This is a genomic window from Pseudomonas sp. LBUM1645 (genome assembly GCF_059716185.1).
Genome location: NZ_CP166811.1, coordinates 2,401,617 through 2,416,965, shown reverse-complemented (window position 1 = coordinate 2,416,965; position 15,349 = coordinate 2,401,617). Strand labels below are relative to the sequence as shown.

The following is a 15,349-nucleotide window of genomic DNA, read 5'->3' as shown; positions in this document are numbered from 1 at the left end:
TGGCAAAGCCGTTACACGGCCCCCCGGGATGCGCGCCTGGAATTCGCGAAAGAATGGCTCGCTCGGCGATTAGGCAGAGCGAACCCCAGCCCTGGGTGGGCCATGGAAACTTGAAGTAACGGCGAACTTCCTGAACAGCCCCTTCACTCCGCAGTAGAACGAAATCATCGACATGGTGTGCTCCATCGGGAAAATCATCACACCTTGCGTTGCCAAAAAGTTGACAGGCTTCAGGCGAGCGGCTCCCTCAATGACTGAGACTAAAGTTCCATAGCGAAAGATTGTCAATTTTACGACACGTAAAACTGACGACTGGCAATTAGCCTCACAACTAGCTGTTTTTAAAAGACTTATAGATAGTTCATTGCAGCATTAGAGCGAAATGTTATTTCAGATTGTTTCGACGCCACCTACGCTGCTGGCTATGGAAGCAACGCAGAGATTTGCAGGAGATTCGCCCTAGAGCGACCACCCTGTATATCGACAAACTGCCTGCGGACTACATCTGTTAGCTGTTGCGCCGCAAGGGCTAACGGCTTTTCGAAGAGGGGTCGCCCAAATGCACAAACAATCGAGCACTCGATCAGAACTGGCTGACGCGCTTTTTCGACTTCGCCGCAGTTTTTACTCACTCGCAGGGTTCAGCGGCGTCATCAACGTCATGATGTTGACGCCAGCTATTTATATGTTGCAGGTCTATGATCGGGCCTTGGTCAGTCGCAACGTCACAACGTTGACGATGTTGACCATTCTGGTGATAGGCCTGTTCTTACTGATGGCCACGCTGGAAATGTTCCGCACCCGTGTGTTGATCCGGGTCGGCAACTGCCTCGACATGGACCTCAATCGACGCATTTTCACCGCAGCATTCGAGCGCAACCTGAGCCGCGCCGGAGGTAATCCGGCCCAGGCCCTGCAGGATCTCGCGCAGGTGCGTCAGTTCCTCACCGGCAATGGCCTGTTCGCTTTCTTTGATGCACCATGGACGCCGATCTACCTGCTGGTCGCCTATCTGATCCACCCGCTGCTCGGACTGGTCACGCTGATCGGCTCGCTGATTCTGGTGGGCCTGGCGTATCTCACCGAGAAGGCGACGCAAAAGCCGCTGGCCGAAGCCAATCAGGCCGCCCTCTCCTCCGCCAGCTACGCCAACAACAACCTGCGCAACGCCGAGGTCATCGAGGCCATGGGCATGCTGCCGTCGATCGGCAAGCGCTGGTACCAAAGCCATTTGCGCATACTGGAAATGCAGACCCTGGCCTCCGACCGTGCCGCCCTGATCAGCAGCACCGGGCGCTTCGTGCGTATCACTTTGCAGTCACTGATCCTCGGCGCCGGCGCGCTGCTGGCGATCGAAGGCAAGATCACCCCCGGGATGATGATTGCTTGCTCGATCCTCACCGGCCGCGCGCTGGGCCCGGTGGAACAAGTCATCGCGTCGTGGAAGCAGCTGCTTGGCTGCCGTTCGGCTTGGGGCCGGTTGAACGAGATGCTGAACGACTATCCGCGCCGGCCACCGAGCATGTCACTGCAGCGGCCGCTGGGCATGCTGGCGGTGGAAAATGTGTATGCCGGCGCCCCCGGCACCGCCAACACGATTCTGCGCGGGGTGAGCTTCAACCTTTCCCCCGGCGAAAGCCTTGGCATTATCGGTCCATCCGCCTCGGGCAAATCCACCCTCGCCCGCCTGTTGGTCGGCGTCTGGCCGGCACAGGCCGGCAAGGTGCGCCTGGACGGCGCAGACATATTCACCTGGAACAAGGGCGAACTTGGCCCCTGGCTCGGTTACCTGCCACAGGATGTAGAGCTGTTCGAAGGCACCATCGCCGACAACATTGCGCGCTTTGGTGAAGTGGACAGCGACGCGGTCATCCGCGCCGCCAGGACGACTGGAGTGCACGAAATGATCCTGCGTTTGGCGCAGGGTTATGAGACCCGTCTGGGCACCGATGGCAGCCCGCTTTCCGGTGGCCAGAAGCAACGGATCGCCTTGGCCCGCGCGCTGTATGGAGAACCCAATCTGATTGTGCTGGACGAGCCGAACGCCAACCTCGACGACGTCGGTGAAAAGGCCTTGGTCGATGCGCTGGCCCAACTCAAAAACCGTGGCGCCACCGTCATTCTGATTTCCCACCGTCCCAATGTGCTCTGCGCCGTCGATAAGGTGCTGATGCTGCGCGACGGCGGCGTGCAGATGCTCGGCACTCGCGACGAAGTATTCGCAGCGCTGCGCAAGGCCAGTGTGATGCCTGCAGGCGCGTCAACTCCGCTGGCCTCCGTCAAAGCACGGGAGTAACCGATCATGCAAATGAGCCAACACACCGACATGATTCTCGCCGATCCCAGGAACGAGGTGGATCTGGATGTCGGTAAACCCGTGCGCTGGGGCATGTTGCTGATGCTCGCCGGCTTCGGCGGTTTCCTCCTGTGGTCCTGGCTGGCGCCGCTGGATGCCGGCGTAGTAGCGACAGGCACGGTAAAAGTCACCAGCAATCGCAAAGCCGTGCAGCATCTGAGCGGCGGTACCGTGGAGGCCATTCTTGTCCGCGAAGGCGATACAGTGAAAAAGGGTCAGGAGGTGGTCCGCCTCGACTCGTTGCGTGCCGCTGCCGAACAGGGTGCGGTCAGCGCCCAGTACATCGTCAGCAAGACGGTGGAAAACCGCCTGGAAGCGGAACGTGACGGCCGCGACGTGGTGAACTACGATCCCGAATTGTTCAAGCGCTTCGGTAATGACCAGCGCCTGGTGGCCGCCATGGATCTGCAACAACGCCTGTTGGACACCCGGCGTGCCGGCCTCGCTGGCGAAATCAGCATCCTGCAGGAAAACCTCGCGGCGTCGGCGGTGCAGCTCAAGGGTCTGCAGCAGGTCTATGGCGCCCGCGCCTCGCAGATCAACTTCCTCAGCCAGGAACTGACAGGCACCCGCGCGCTGGCGGCCGAAGGCTATGTCCCGCGCAACCGTCTGCTTGAGCTGGAACGCAGCAATGCCGACCTCTCCGCCGGCCAGGCCGAGAACCTCAACAACATCGCTCGCGTGCGTAGCCAGACCACCGAAATCAAGCTGCGCATCCTGCAGCGCCAGCACGATTACCTGAAGGAAGTCGAATCGCAGCTCACCGACACCGCCAAGGAAAACACCACCCTGGCCGACCGCTTGCGTGCGCTGGACTATGAAGTGACCCACACGGTGATTCGATCGCCCATCGATGGCATGGTCCAGTCCCTGAGCATCGCCACCATCGGAGGGATCATTCAGCCCGGCTTCAAGATCATGGAAATCGTTCCGGACAACGAACCGCTGCAGGTCGACGCGATGATTCCCGTGCAAGCCATCGACAAGATGGTCCCCGGCCTGGCCGTGGACATATCCTTCCCGGCCTTCAACCATGCCCGGACGCCCAACATACCCGGCCGCGTGAAGACCGTCTCCGCCGACCGCCTGCTCGACGAGGAAAGCAAGCAGCCGTTCTACCTGGCTCAGGTGGAAGTCACGCCCGATGGCATGAGCCTTCTTGGCAGCAATCACATTCGTCCCGGTATGCCCGCCAGCGTCACCATCAAGACTGGCGAGCGCAACATGATGAGCTATCTTCTCAAACCGATGCTTGAGCGTGTTGACAGCTCCTTCAAGGAACAATGAAATGGACCGTCATTGCCTGTTCTTCTGCCTGCTGGCGCTGTCCCTCCCGACCAGTGCCATGGACCTCAAACAAGCCTGGGATCTGTTGCAGTACCAAGGCCCCGTCTATCGCGCCGCCGTGCATGAAAAGGAGGCTGGTGCGCAAAACCGCGACATCGGCATGGCCGGTCTGCTACCGCAAATCAATGCCTCGGCCTACGACAACAAGGTCAATGGCACCCAACGCCAGAGCGGCGTCGATAGAGATCTCGACTACACCTCCAAGGGCGCTAACGTGCGCCTGCGCCAGCCGCTGTTCAACAAACAGAAGATGGCCGAGTACCGCCAGGGCAAGCAACGTGCCGACTACAGCGTCGCGGTGTTCGATGCGAAGAGTCAGGACGCCGCAGTGCGCCTGGCTGAAAGCTATTTCGACGTGCTCCTGGCCAGCGAAACCATCACCCTTGCCAAGTCCAAACTGAGCGCCTTCGACGAGCAACTCGCTTCGGCGAAACGGCGCATGGAGTTGGGGGCCGGCACCATCACCGACATCGACGAGTCGGCCGCTCGCCACGACCTCGCCGCGGTTGAGCTGATCGAAGCGCAGGACAACCTGGTCAACGCGCGTCGCAAACTTGAGGAATTTATCGGTGAAACCCCCGAATCGTTGACCACTTTGCGTCCGAGCTTCGATACACCACCGCTGCTACCGAGCAACCTGCAAGACTGGTTGGTCAAAGCCCAGGCCGACAGCCCGCTGATCCATGCGCGCCGTCATAGCAGCGACCTCGCCGAAGAAGAAGTGAAGCGCGCCAAGGCCGGCCACTGGCCAACACTGGATTTCGTTGCCGGCTACACCGCGGGTCAGAGCCAATCAATCTCCGAGTTGAATCAACGCAACCGCTACGGCTCAATCGGGCTGGAAGTAAACTTCCCGTTGTACAGCGGTGGCGGCACCAGCGCGTTGACACGCCAGGCCAGTGCCAATAGCTATAAGGCCCTGGACGAACTCGACGCCACGCGCCAGGAAGTCATCACCGGTACCACCCGTGAATATCGCGGCGTAGAGAGCGGCGCCCAACGTATTCACGCGCTGGAGCGGGCCGTGGAGTCCAACGAACGCTCACTGAATTCGACACGCAAGGGCTTCAAAGAAGGGGGCACCAGCACCAATGCGGACGTCCTCAATGCCGAAGAGCTGCTCTACGTTGCCCGCCACGATCTGTTCGAGGCCAAGCTGCGCTACTTGATGTCGCGCCTGCGCCTGGCCTCTTCGGTGGGCAGTCTGGGCGACGACGATATCGACCACATCAACGACTACCTCGGCCCGGAACTGTTGGTCACCAACTGACGTTCACCTGCGCGGCAATTTTTACAAGGTGGTCGGCAAAACCCAGGCACGCAACAGCGTGCCTTTCACCCACCTCTGCGTTTCTGAGCGGACGCTAATCGTAGAACGGCGCAACCAACGCCCGACTGCCGACGAAAAAGCTGTCGGCAACCAGTCGCAGCGGCTGGAGGTCCAGGTCACTGGCTTTGTCGCCAATCAGCTGTTGAAAATGTCGATACACCGCCGCGTACTCACCTTCCTCCGATACGGCTTGGCGCACGCCGTCGATACTCAACAGGGCGCCACCGTTGTCCAGTCTCAAGATGCCTTCGGTGCAGCGAATCTCGATGCTCCAAAGTTCTTCGTGACCGTGGTCGAAATCGAACTCCGCGCGAACATCGAGGTGGTGCGCGTCAGACATTTTAATCGAAGCGGCGATAGGCGACTGGCAGTTGCTGGGAACTCGCAGTTCGGCAGACTCAACAAACAGTGGCAGCGCCAGCAGATGGGTTGCAATCGACAAGGCATTGATGCCGGGATCGAAGACGCCCAGGCCTCCGGGTTGCCAGATCCATGCCTGGCCTGGGTGCCACTTGCGCACGTCTTCCTTCCAGTCGATCTGTACGCTTTGCAGGGTGCGGGTGGCCAGCCAGTTGCGGGCGGCTTCGATGCCGGGCGCGTAGCGTGAATGCCAGGCGAACAAACCGCTGACGCCTTGCTCATCGGCCTGATTCACCAACGCCATCGCTTCACCCAACGTGGCGCACGGCGGTTTTTCCACCAGCACGTGTTTGCCAGCGGCCAGCGCTTGTTGCACCAGAACGAATCGTCCTTGCGGCGGCGTGCAAAACGCAATCGCATCCACGGCCGGGCCGTTTTCGAGCAGCTCACTCAGGGACTGAAAGTTTGCGACCCCGTCGCAGGGCTGCCCTTGTGTTGCGACAGAGACCAACTGGAACGCGGGGTTGGCGTTGATAGCGGGGACGTGTTGATCCCGGGCAATCTTGCCATAGCCCACCAGACCGAGACGGATCGGTTGCATCAATAACTCCTGGTTTTTTTTCTTGTCTTGGGAAGCGAACTGGCAAGGTTACGTTTGTATAGCGGGCTTATCCACCAGAGCATGGCCGGGCTGGCACAGCCTCGGAACGTCAACAAACCCTAGCGACCGAGCAGCGAACTCGCCAACAACGCCTCCAACCCCATCGGCTTGGCAAAGTAATAACCCTGGGCCTGCCCTGCGCCCATTTCGCGCAGCAAGACCAGCGTTGCTTCATCCTCGACACCTTCGGCCACCACGCTGAGGTCCAGCGATTCGGCCATCCGCACAATCGCCCGGACGATTGCGCGACTGCGGGGACTGGTGGTCAATTCGAGGATGAACGACTTGTCGATTTTCAAGCCGCTGAAACGGTATTGATGCACATAGCTCAGGGATGAAAACCCTGCACCGAAGTCATCGAGCACCACCGACATGCCGTTGTCGGCCAATTGCTGCATGGTCAGTCGGGCAATCGCCGGCTCAGCGACCAACGCACCTTCGGTCAACTCCAGGCAGATCCGCGACGGCGAGACCCCATGCCGCGCCAACAACGCAAGCACATCACTGGCGAAGTCCGGACGCGTCATGCTGTAGCTGGAGCAATTGACGTGCACTGCAGGCCAATTGGCGTGCTCGGGATGTGCGAGGATCACTGCGATGCTGGTCAGCATGTACAGGTCCAGTCGACCGATCAGGCGCAAACCCTCGACGTCCGGCAAAAACTCGCCCGGCGCGATCACCCGGCCGCCCGGCTGATGCCAGCGGATCAGCGCTTCAAGGGCCAACAGTTCGCCGGTTTCGACGCTGACAATTGGCTGGAAATACGGCAACAGTTCGTCGGTACGTTTGAGCGCGTTGCGCAAGGCCCCTTCACGCTCAACCTGATCCGAAACTTCGCGGCGCACTTCTTGATTGAACACCGCGTAGCTGTCGCGCCCGGCACTCTTGACCCGGTACATCGCTGCATCGGCATCGCGCAGCAAGTCGGCTGGCTCGTGATGGAACTGACTGTCGGCGCTGACAATACCGATACTGCAGGACGAAAAAACTTCATAGCCATTGATGAAAAACGGCAGGTCAAACGCCACCAGAATCCGTTCGGCGATGTCGATCACCACGTCCAGCGGCGCCTCGGGAGCCAGCACCGAAAACTCATCGCCCCCCAGGCGCGCCAGCATGTCGGTGTCGCGCAGACAACCGCGTAAACGGTGGGCGGCCTGCATCAACAGCAGGTCGCCAAAATGGTGGCCGAGGCTGTCGTTGACCATCTTGAACCGGTCGAGGTCGATGAACATCACCGCCAGGTGCCCGCCTTCGCTGCCGAACTGCGACCAGGCCGTGTTGAGGCGCTGTTGCAGGTAGGTACGATTCGGCAGCCCGGTCAGCGCATCGTGGGAGTTTTCGTGTTGCAACTTGGCATTGGCGTGATCGAGTTCGCGGGTGCGGTTCTGCACCCGGGCTTCCAGCTTGAGGTTGGCGGCATGGATCGCTTCGGCGGCGGTGCGTCGTGACAACGCTGTGTCAATGTGCCGCGACACGAACGTCAGCAGTTCCTGGTCACGCAGGGTATACCGCACTTGCGAGGTATAGCTTTGCACCGCGAGCACGCCACGCACCACATCGCCATCGAACAAGGGGATGCCCAGCCAGGAATAGGATTGGAAATACACATCGGCAACTTCGATTTCATTGTGCGCAGTCAATCGGTCAGCCTCGCCGGCGTCAATCAGGCAAGGTCGACGCTGACGGATAACGTACTCGGTCAAGCCCCGGCACCCACGCCGTGCCTCCGGGCGGACCGTCTGCCGCTCATCGACGTAATACGGAAAGGTCACTTCACTGGTCGCGTCGTCGAACAGCGCAATGTAGAAGTTCTGCGCGAACAGCAGATCACCGACGATGCCGTGCAAGGTCTGAAACAACTCAGCCATGTCGCCAGGCTGGCTCGACAATTCAGCAATCTGGAACAGCGCGCTCTGCAGATGTTCGGCGCGCTCTCGTTCTGCCACTTCCTGCCTCAATGCGTCGTTGAGTGCCGAAAGCTCCAGGGTTCGACGCATCACCGTCGCTTCCAGGTCCTCTCGGTGCAGAATCCGGTCCAGCGCCATGGCCACGTGGCGCGCCACCACCAGAAACAGCGCGCGGTCTTCGGCGCTGTAGGTACGCGAAACGTCGTAGACCTGCATGGCAAGCATGCCGAACACGTCATCCGAGGCATTTTTCAACGGTGCGCCCATCCAGAATTCGGGACGATCACCCACGCAGTAAAAACGGTCCTCGGCCTGCGCCGCAAGAATGCCGGCGGCGTCGATCAGCAACGGCTGGCCAGTGGTCAACACCTGGCCGGTCAACGACAGGTGCGAAGGGTCAAGGTATTCGTAGTGCGAGGACTCCACGGCATCAACGTCGATGATGTCGACGTAATACGGGTAGTCAATCTTGCCGCTGTGCGGGTCATACAGCGCCAGATAAAAGTTCTCGGCGTCGATCAGGCTAGCCAGCAGCCGGTGAACCCCCACCAGAAACACTGACCGGTCGCGGGTCGAACTGGCCAGGTAGGTAATTTCATACAGCACACGCTGAGTAATCTGCGCACGGGCAAGGGTACTGGTCTGAACCTGAATGCCCAGGCGCTGGGCAAACTCGGCGAGCGCCGGTTCCGCGGCATCGTTGACTGGCGCGAGTAGCCAACCCAGCACACTTTCGCCTTTACCAGTCGGCCAGCGGTGCAACTGCTTGGACAGGCAAAAGGCTTCAAACTCGTCATTCGCAACGCTTGACGGCCACTGCTCCAGCGGGTTGCCCTGCCCGACCCAATGCATTTGTTCACCGGCACGGTAAACGACCCAGGCGGTGGTGTGGGCCCAGTTGCGCGCTGACTCCAGCAATTGTTCGATCGTGTCCTCGTTGCCAGCGTAGGCCGGGCCGACAGTATCCGAATTGTCTTTTTGTTGAGAGGCAACAACGTCGCAATCGTTCGATTGCCGCGCAGAGTCGGTCAATGGACGAATACTCATCAGCGCTCCCTGAGCCAGAAACTGGCAATACTCGCGTACTGTTTGCCAGCAATGTGCCGGCGAGCTTCCCGTTTAAAGCTTATAGAGGTTTTTTTCAATCGTTTTATTCGCTTTAGTGCCATGTCAACATGCCACAGCCCACAAGTTTCTGCGTGAAGCCGTCCTCCGGACCTTAAAGCTTGAATTGAGTGACCAGGGCATTGAAGGAGACGGCAAGCCGCGAAAGTTCCTGGCTCGAAGCGCTGGTCTGGTTGGCACCCGCAGCGGTCTGGGTCGAAAGGTCCTGGATGTTCAGCAGATTACGGTCCACCTCACGGGCGACCTGGGCCTGTTCTTCGGACGCCGAAGCGATCACCAGATTGCGCTCGTTGATGGTGACGACCCTGTCTGTAATCTTTTCCAGCGCCGCCCCGGCGCTCCGGGCGAGTTCCTCGGTGTTGGTGGCCAGCGACAGGCTCTTGCCCATTGCAGTGACGGCCCCATTAGCGCCCGATTGCACGGTACTGATCATGCCTTCGATTTCTACGGTCGAGGCTTGGGTACGGTGGGCGAGCGCGCGCACTTCATCGGCTACCACCGCAAATCCGCGTCCCTGTTCGCCAGCACGGGCGGCTTCGATGGCGGCGTTGAGCGCCAGCAGGTTGGTCTGTTCGGCAATGCTGCGGATCACGTCCAGTACCTGGCTGACTTCCCGAATGTGCCCGGCCAGTTCGGTCACCGTTTCGGTCGACTCGGTGATCTCTTCCACCATGGTGCTGATGCCCATGAGCGTATGGTCGACCTGACTGCGGCCATGAGCAGCGTCTTCGGCCGCGGCTTTAGAGGCCTTGGAGGTCGACACGGCGTTGCGCGCCACGGCCTCGACGGCCGCAGTCATTTCATTGACAGCGGTGGCCGCCTGCTGGATTTCGTTATTCTGCCGCGTCAGGCCCCGGGTACTTTCCTCGGTCACAGCGCTCAGCTCTTCGGCGGCCGAGGCCAACTGGTTCGAGGCGCTGGCGATCTGCGCAATGGTGTGTTTCAAGCCGCCCTGCATGTCCGCCAAGGCATTGAGCAGTTGCCCCGCTTCATCGCCGCGGGTAGTGGAAATGCTCTGGGTCAGATCGCCACCGGCAATGCGCTGGGCACTCGCGACTGCCACCGCCAGTGGGCGGGTGATCATGCGCGTAATCAGAATGCCCAGAGCGACAGCCACCAGAAAGGCGATCACGATCCCGACCAGCAGGATCAGCATTGAGCTGGCTTCGAGTTCCTGCGCACCCTCGGCACTTTCTTTGATCTGCCGCTTGTTCGAATCGATCATGGCCCGCAGGTGATCGCGGGCATGAATGAACACGTCAACCGACAGCGCGTTCAGGCGAATGCGTGCCTGCGCAAGATCACCGACGTCCACCAACTCAATGACCTTCCGTGCACCTTCCACATAACCGGGCCACAGTGCTTTGTACTTGTCCCCCGCTGCCCGCTCATCAACCGCCAGAGGTGTGGCACGGTAGGTCGCGAAAGCATCTTCTGCCCGAGCCAGATCCGTCGCCAGGTTCTGGCGAACACGCGCCTTGTCCGCTTCGGACACATCGCCGGCGTGAGCATCAAGCAACCGGTAAAGCCCGCGGTTGTGAGCGACCAGGCTGGTCATGGTCTCGTTGATGTTGCCCACTGAAACCAGGCTGTTGGAAAAGGTCAATGACAGCGCAGTCGCCAAACGGCTGACCCCCACCATTCCCAACCCACCCACGACGAGGGTGATCAGGGCGCAGATGACGAATGAGGTCAAAAGCTTGGTCGAGAATTTGGACTGATTCAGAAGGTTCACGTGGCTAACTCGATGGATTGGAGGTATCGACTCTATTAAAAATAGAGTCGTGTCGATCAGTACCGATAGGTTGCCTGCACTGAAAGTCCATTCGCACTGTTGTCATAGTTGGCACTGTATTCCGGTTGAAGACCGGAGTTGTTCGACTGCTTTATCGAGACTTTGGAATCCCAGAGATAACCATAAGCAAAGTCTATGGTCAGATCGGAATTCGGCGAATAAGCACCACCCAGGGTCACGGCCTGGCGATTGCCAACTGGAATGCGCACGCTGCGATCGGCATTTCTGATAGGCGATGGATCATAGGCGTAGCCCGCGCGCAGGAGCCATTGCTGGTTCACTTGATAGGAGGCGCCAACTGCGGTGGACCAAGTGTCGCGCCAGTTCATTTCTTCGATCACCGTGCTCATGCCAGCCGCCTGGCCCACGGGGGAAAGACCGCTGTTGACTGCCTCGACCTTCTGGATCCGGCTCCAACGTTTCCAGGTGGTTCCCAGGTATCCCGTCCAGCGATCATTGAAATGATGGGTGATAGACGTGTCCACGGATTCGGGCATCGTGAGGTCTATCTTGTTGTCATAATTTCCGTCCAGCGGGATAACGCTCGGTGAGCCAGAAACCTCAGTATGCCCCTTGAGTTCATAGTCCACCTTCGAGTGATAGTTAATCCCCCAACTGGTTGCCTCAGTAAAGTCAATCAATATGCCTACGTTGTAGCCAAGTGCCGTGTCATCGCCTTTGATGGTGACCAGTGTGTCCTCGCCGTTGTTCAGGGCACCGGTGGCCAGGTAATTCTGAAGCTTGGCATTGAAACGGTTTATGGTCGGTCCGCCACCAATGGACACGTAATCATTGATCCGATAAGCAATGGTCGGCTGCAGGGTTACTTCCTTGGTCGTGCTATAGGAACCATGGTAGCGGCCCTGAAAAGAGCTCTCGTAATCATTGATCAGACCACTCGGCGCATACAGGCCAAGACCAATCGAAAAGCGATCATCAAGTGGCGTCGACATATAAGCGAAGGGCACGACTCCCAAAGGTACAGAGTCCCCCTCATTCGTTCCTGGGGCACTGCTCTGCGCATCACTGATGTCGTCGCTCACCGAGACCACCGCTGCCCCGCCGGAAATCTCAGTACGCTTCAACTTGGTCAAGCCTGCCGGATTGCCAAAGATGGTGCTGGCATCCAGCGCGGATGACGACCTTCCCGCATAAGCAGTTCCCGCACTGCTTGCACTTTGTTCGTTAAGGGCAATGCCATTGGCGCCTGCAATTGTAGAGGCGCTGAGGAGTGCCATGGCACTGGTGAACTTAATCCAGACAGCACACTTTCGCTGAACAGAGAGACACGGGTTCACACGGCTATTCAGTTTCATTGTCCACCTCTTGTTTATTGTTTTTGTTGATTGCACGTAGGCAAGGCTTCGCCGTCCTGTGCACTTCTCAGTGCCGGTTGGAGTTGATCGAAGTTGTGTAAAACGCCCTGACTGAACAGCGCCAGGGCTTGATTGCTGGACTTACAGATGCATCAGAGACTCAATTAAGCCACTCGAGTTGAAAGCTATAGCGCCCCAAGAGCGGAGCCAGGGTTTCCTGGTCAGTTCCGGCCCTGATGCAGGCGACATGCCCGCGGCGATTGTCCTGCACGACCTCGACAGTAATATTCGAAAGCGCCAGGCGCTCCACTTCCTGCTGGACGACTTTGGCAATCTCCCGCTGTTGCAAAGCGGGCTTGAATATCTTGCCCACGGCCGTCAGTGGCAACGCTTCGAGGATTTCAATGCGTTTGGGAACGGCTGCCCGCTCGCTGATGTTGAGATGCGCGAATGCCTCAAGTTCTTCAGCGCTGCACACTTGCCCGGGGCGTAGTTGAACGTAGGCGACCGGCACCTCGCCCGAGTAGGCATCGGGGCTGCCGATTGCAGCGGCCAAGGCAACGGCGGGATGCGCCTGAAGAGCCTCCTCGATTTGCTTGGGATCGATGTTGTGACCGCCTCGGATGATCAACTCCTTCTTGCGTCCGGTCAGCCAGAAATAACCTTGCGCATCCTGACGACCCAAGTCACCCGTATTCAACCAGCGCTGACCGTCGATATCGATCCAGAGGCCCTGGTTATGACGCTCCTCCAGATAGCCTTCGAAGAGGTTCGGGCCACTGATCGTGATGAGGCCGATCTCATCCACGCTGGCGTCGCGCAGGTACTCTCCCGAATCGGTGAGCAAGACCGCGCGCATATTCTGGTAGGCGATCCGTATCCCGATGGAGCCGATATGGCGCTCGCCATGGGGCGGATTGATTGATGAGACGCAGGCGCCCTCAGTCAGGCCGTAACCTTCAAGGATTTTCACCCCGGTACGGTTTTCGAACTCTCGGAAAAGCTCAGCCGGCATGGGGGCGGCGCCACACATTGCATAGCGAAGGCTGGACAGGTCGCGGCCCTCACATTCATTTTGCAGAAGTGCGGCATAGACCGTTGGCACGCCGGAAAAGAAGTTGATACCGAAGTGCTCGACCATCTCCCAGAATCGTGGGATCACCCCCTCGCCACGATACCCTTGAGGCGTCCCTAGGATCACATGGTCGCCTTGAGTCCAAGGCATCAGTCCAGTCACCAACTGGCCATTGACATGAAATAGCGGCAGGCCACAAAAGATCACCTGGCCACCACTGCGTGGCTGCATGTGAGCAGCCGCGGCCCATGCATTGAATACTTCAGAGCCATGGCTACGCGCGGCGATCTTGGGGAGCCCGGTGGTGCCGCCCGTACAGATGTAGGAGGAGCATTCATCCTGGCGGATTTGCCGACCGCTCTTGAGGTGTGTGTGCGGCTGAGTATTCATCAGCGATTGCAGATCATGAATCGCGATACCGCTGTGTAATTCTCGCTCCTTCAGTGCCACGGCTTTAAGAGCCCCACGCACAGATTCGAAGACATAGGGTTCCATACTGACCCAGACAACAGACCTGACCGTGGGTAACTGATCCAGCTGCGAAGCCAGTTTGGGCCACAGATCGCTGCCTGGAGTCGGCGCGAGTGTCACCACCACGGATGCCTTCGCGGCATTCAGCAAGCCAGCCATCTGCTTGGCCTCAAGCAGAGGATTGATCGCCATGACGATCCCCGCCGCCTCCCCGCCCCAGATAGTGAAGTGGGTTTCCGGCAGGTTAGGCAGGATGAAGGCCAACACCTCGCCCGGTTTTATACCCAGGTCATGGAAGGCATTTGCCGCGCGGGTGATATCCGCGAAGAGCTGGGAGTAGTTCCACTCGCAGGTGCGCTTGAAATCAGCGGCATCGGCGAAGAAGCTCAACGCCGGGGCCTGGGGGGTGCGCTCGACCGCCTGACGCAGCGCTTCATAAGTGCTGCAAGCCAGGCCACGCTCCGACAAGGGGACTCGTTCGAGATGTTCGATGTCGCTCAGGGTCTGCACCACCATCAGGCTTCCCCCACAACTCGATTGCGTTGCACGCCGAGGTCGATCACGCCATCGGCGCTGCGAATGCGCGCCTCGACCACGTCGCCTGCCTTGAGGTACTGCGTCCGGCCCTCTTGCGCCTTGAGGAAAAGCTTCCACTTGGTGGCTTCTGGCAAAAGGGCTGCAATGCGCATTTTGCCAGGCGAAGGGATCGTTAGCGCACAGCCCGCAGGAGTACCGGTGGCGATCAGGTCTCCAACGTCGAGATCTTGCAAGGCGGAGAGTTCGGTCAGGGTTTCAGCGGGACCGTAAACCAGGTTGGCCGTGCTGTCGTTCTGTCGCACCTGATCGTTCACCGTCAGGCGCAGCTGCAGGTCTTTCAGGTAATGAATGTTCGAGGCATCCAGAAGGCAGAGGTACGGGCCGACCGGGCCGAAAGTGCGGTAGCTCTTGCCCTTGTAGAACTGCATCTGGGGAATCTGAATGTCACGCGCCGAGTAGTCATTGACGATGACGACGCCGGCGATGAACTCATGCAGATTGGCGTCGGTGACAGCAACAGCGCCGGTGATCGAGCGCTTCATCACAAGGCCCAGTTCGATCTCGTAGTCAAGGAAGCGCACGTGGCGCGGCTTGATCAGGTCGCTGTCAGCCGCCACCAGGCAACTCGTCGCCTTGGTGAAGATCATGTTGAATTTCTTCGCATCCGGGTCCATGCCCGACTCGATCATGTGCTGACGGTAATTGGCGCCCTGGCAGACGAACTGCTGGTTACGGGTCATCGGCGATAGCAGTTTTACTTCGCCCTCCGCAAGCTCTGTACCTTTCAGTTGAGCGAGGTCGTCGATATTGTTCTGGCGAAGGAAGTCACCGGTGGTTTCAAACACACCGGGAATGACCGTGATACGGCCCTGGCGAAGCACGCCCCAGTGGATACCGTTCTCAAATTCAAAGCGGACTACGTGTACAGCAGACATTGAAGGTACTCCTGGAGCGGCGTTTGTCCCGCGTTCGGTGGCGTGGGAACTGTGGTGTTGTTCTGAAGGTGGGCTGGCAACGGTGTAGACCCACGCACTGCCAGCAATCAAAGCGCCGGCTTTAAGCACGT

The 15,349-nt window shown here is 59.1% G+C and carries 8 protein-coding genes and 2 pseudogenes; 3 read left to right on the top strand and 7 right to left on the bottom strand.

The window, feature by feature from the left end; all coding sequences use genetic code 11:
• The first annotated feature begins 559 nt into the window (after positions 1-559).
• The 3 genes from ACA079_RS10720 to ACA079_RS10710 are packed head-to-tail and all read left to right on the top strand — an operon-like array spanning position 560 to position 4,973.
• The gene (locus ACA079_RS10720) at positions 560-2,296 is read left to right on the top strand and encodes a type I secretion system permease/ATPase (protein WP_497703422.1); all 1,737 of its coding nucleotides are present in this window, start codon (positions 560-562) and stop codon (positions 2,294-2,296) included.
• Between the two features lie 6 nt (positions 2,297-2,302).
• A complete protein-coding gene (locus ACA079_RS10715; protein ID WP_497703421.1) occupies positions 2,303-3,643 on the top strand; it encodes an HlyD family type I secretion periplasmic adaptor subunit in 1,341 nt (446 codons plus the stop codon).
• A 1-nt stretch (position 3,644) separates the two neighbouring features.
• Complete coding sequence (locus ACA079_RS10710) at positions 3,645-4,973, top strand: TolC family outer membrane protein (protein ID WP_497703420.1); 1,329 nt, start codon at positions 3,645-3,647, stop codon at positions 4,971-4,973.
• 94 nt (positions 4,974-5,067) lie between these two features.
• Here ACA079_RS10710 and ACA079_RS10705 read toward each other — a convergent pair whose 3' ends face one another.
• The 7 genes and pseudogenes from ACA079_RS10705 to ACA079_RS10675 form a co-directional block, all read right to left on the bottom strand.
• On the bottom strand, positions 5,068-5,994 hold the full coding sequence (locus tag ACA079_RS10705) for a Gfo/Idh/MocA family protein (protein ID WP_497703419.1): 927 nt from the start codon (positions 5,992-5,994) through the stop codon (positions 5,068-5,070).
• Between the two features lie 119 nt (positions 5,995-6,113).
• Entirely contained in the window at positions 6,114-9,011 is a 2,898-nt protein-coding gene (locus ACA079_RS10700; protein WP_497703418.1) for a sensor domain-containing phosphodiesterase, read from the bottom strand.
• A 172-nt stretch (positions 9,012-9,183) separates the two neighbouring features.
• Positions 9,184-9,780 (bottom strand): annotated as a pseudogene (locus tag ACA079_RS10695) (methyl-accepting chemotaxis protein); the annotation flags it as partial.
• A 261-nt stretch (positions 9,781-10,041) separates the two neighbouring features.
• Positions 10,042-10,824: pseudogene (locus ACA079_RS10690) on the bottom strand (MCP four helix bundle domain-containing protein); the annotation flags it as partial.
• Positions 10,825-10,880: 56 nt separating this feature from the next.
• On the bottom strand, positions 10,881-12,200 hold the full coding sequence (locus tag ACA079_RS10685) for an outer membrane protein transport protein (RefSeq protein WP_497703417.1): 1,320 nt from the start codon (positions 12,198-12,200) through the stop codon (positions 10,881-10,883).
• A 160-nt stretch (positions 12,201-12,360) separates the two neighbouring features.
• Positions 12,361-14,262, bottom strand: a complete 1,902-nt coding sequence (locus ACA079_RS10680; RefSeq protein ID WP_497703416.1) for an acyl-CoA synthetase — start codon at positions 14,260-14,262, stop codon at positions 12,361-12,363.
• Entirely contained in the window at positions 14,262-15,218 is a 957-nt protein-coding gene (locus ACA079_RS10675; RefSeq protein ID WP_497703415.1) for a fumarylacetoacetate hydrolase family protein, read from the bottom strand. Before ACA079_RS10675 ends, ACA079_RS10680 begins: the two co-directional genes overlap by 1 nt.
• Positions 15,219-15,349: the final 131 nt, after the last annotated feature.

Excerpts from the sequence above, each read along its gene's own strand:
- ACA079_RS10720 (WP_497703422.1), top strand. The coding sequence starts at position 560 with ATGCACAAACAATCGAGCACTCGATCAGAACTGGCTGACGCGCTTTTT.
- ACA079_RS10715 (WP_497703421.1), top strand. The coding sequence starts at position 2,303 with ATGCAAATGAGCCAACACACCGACATGATTCTCGCCGATCCCAGGAAC.
- ACA079_RS10710 (WP_497703420.1), top strand. The coding sequence starts at position 3,645 with ATGGACCGTCATTGCCTGTTCTTCTGCCTGCTGGCGCTGTCCCTCCCG.
- ACA079_RS10705 (WP_497703419.1), bottom strand. The coding sequence starts at position 5,994 with ATGCAACCGATCCGTCTCGGTCTGGTGGGCTATGGCAAGATTGCCCGG.
- ACA079_RS10700 (WP_497703418.1), bottom strand. The coding sequence starts at position 9,011 with ATGAGTATTCGTCCATTGACCGACTCTGCGCGGCAATCGAACGATTGC.
- ACA079_RS10685 (WP_497703417.1), bottom strand. The coding sequence starts at position 12,200 with ATGAAACTGAATAGCCGTGTGAACCCGTGTCTCTCTGTTCAGCGAAAG.
- ACA079_RS10680 (WP_497703416.1), bottom strand. The coding sequence starts at position 14,262 with ATGGTGGTGCAGACCCTGAGCGACATCGAACATCTCGAACGAGTCCCC.
- ACA079_RS10675 (WP_497703415.1), bottom strand. The coding sequence starts at position 15,218 with ATGTCTGCTGTACACGTAGTCCGCTTTGAATTTGAGAACGGTATCCAC.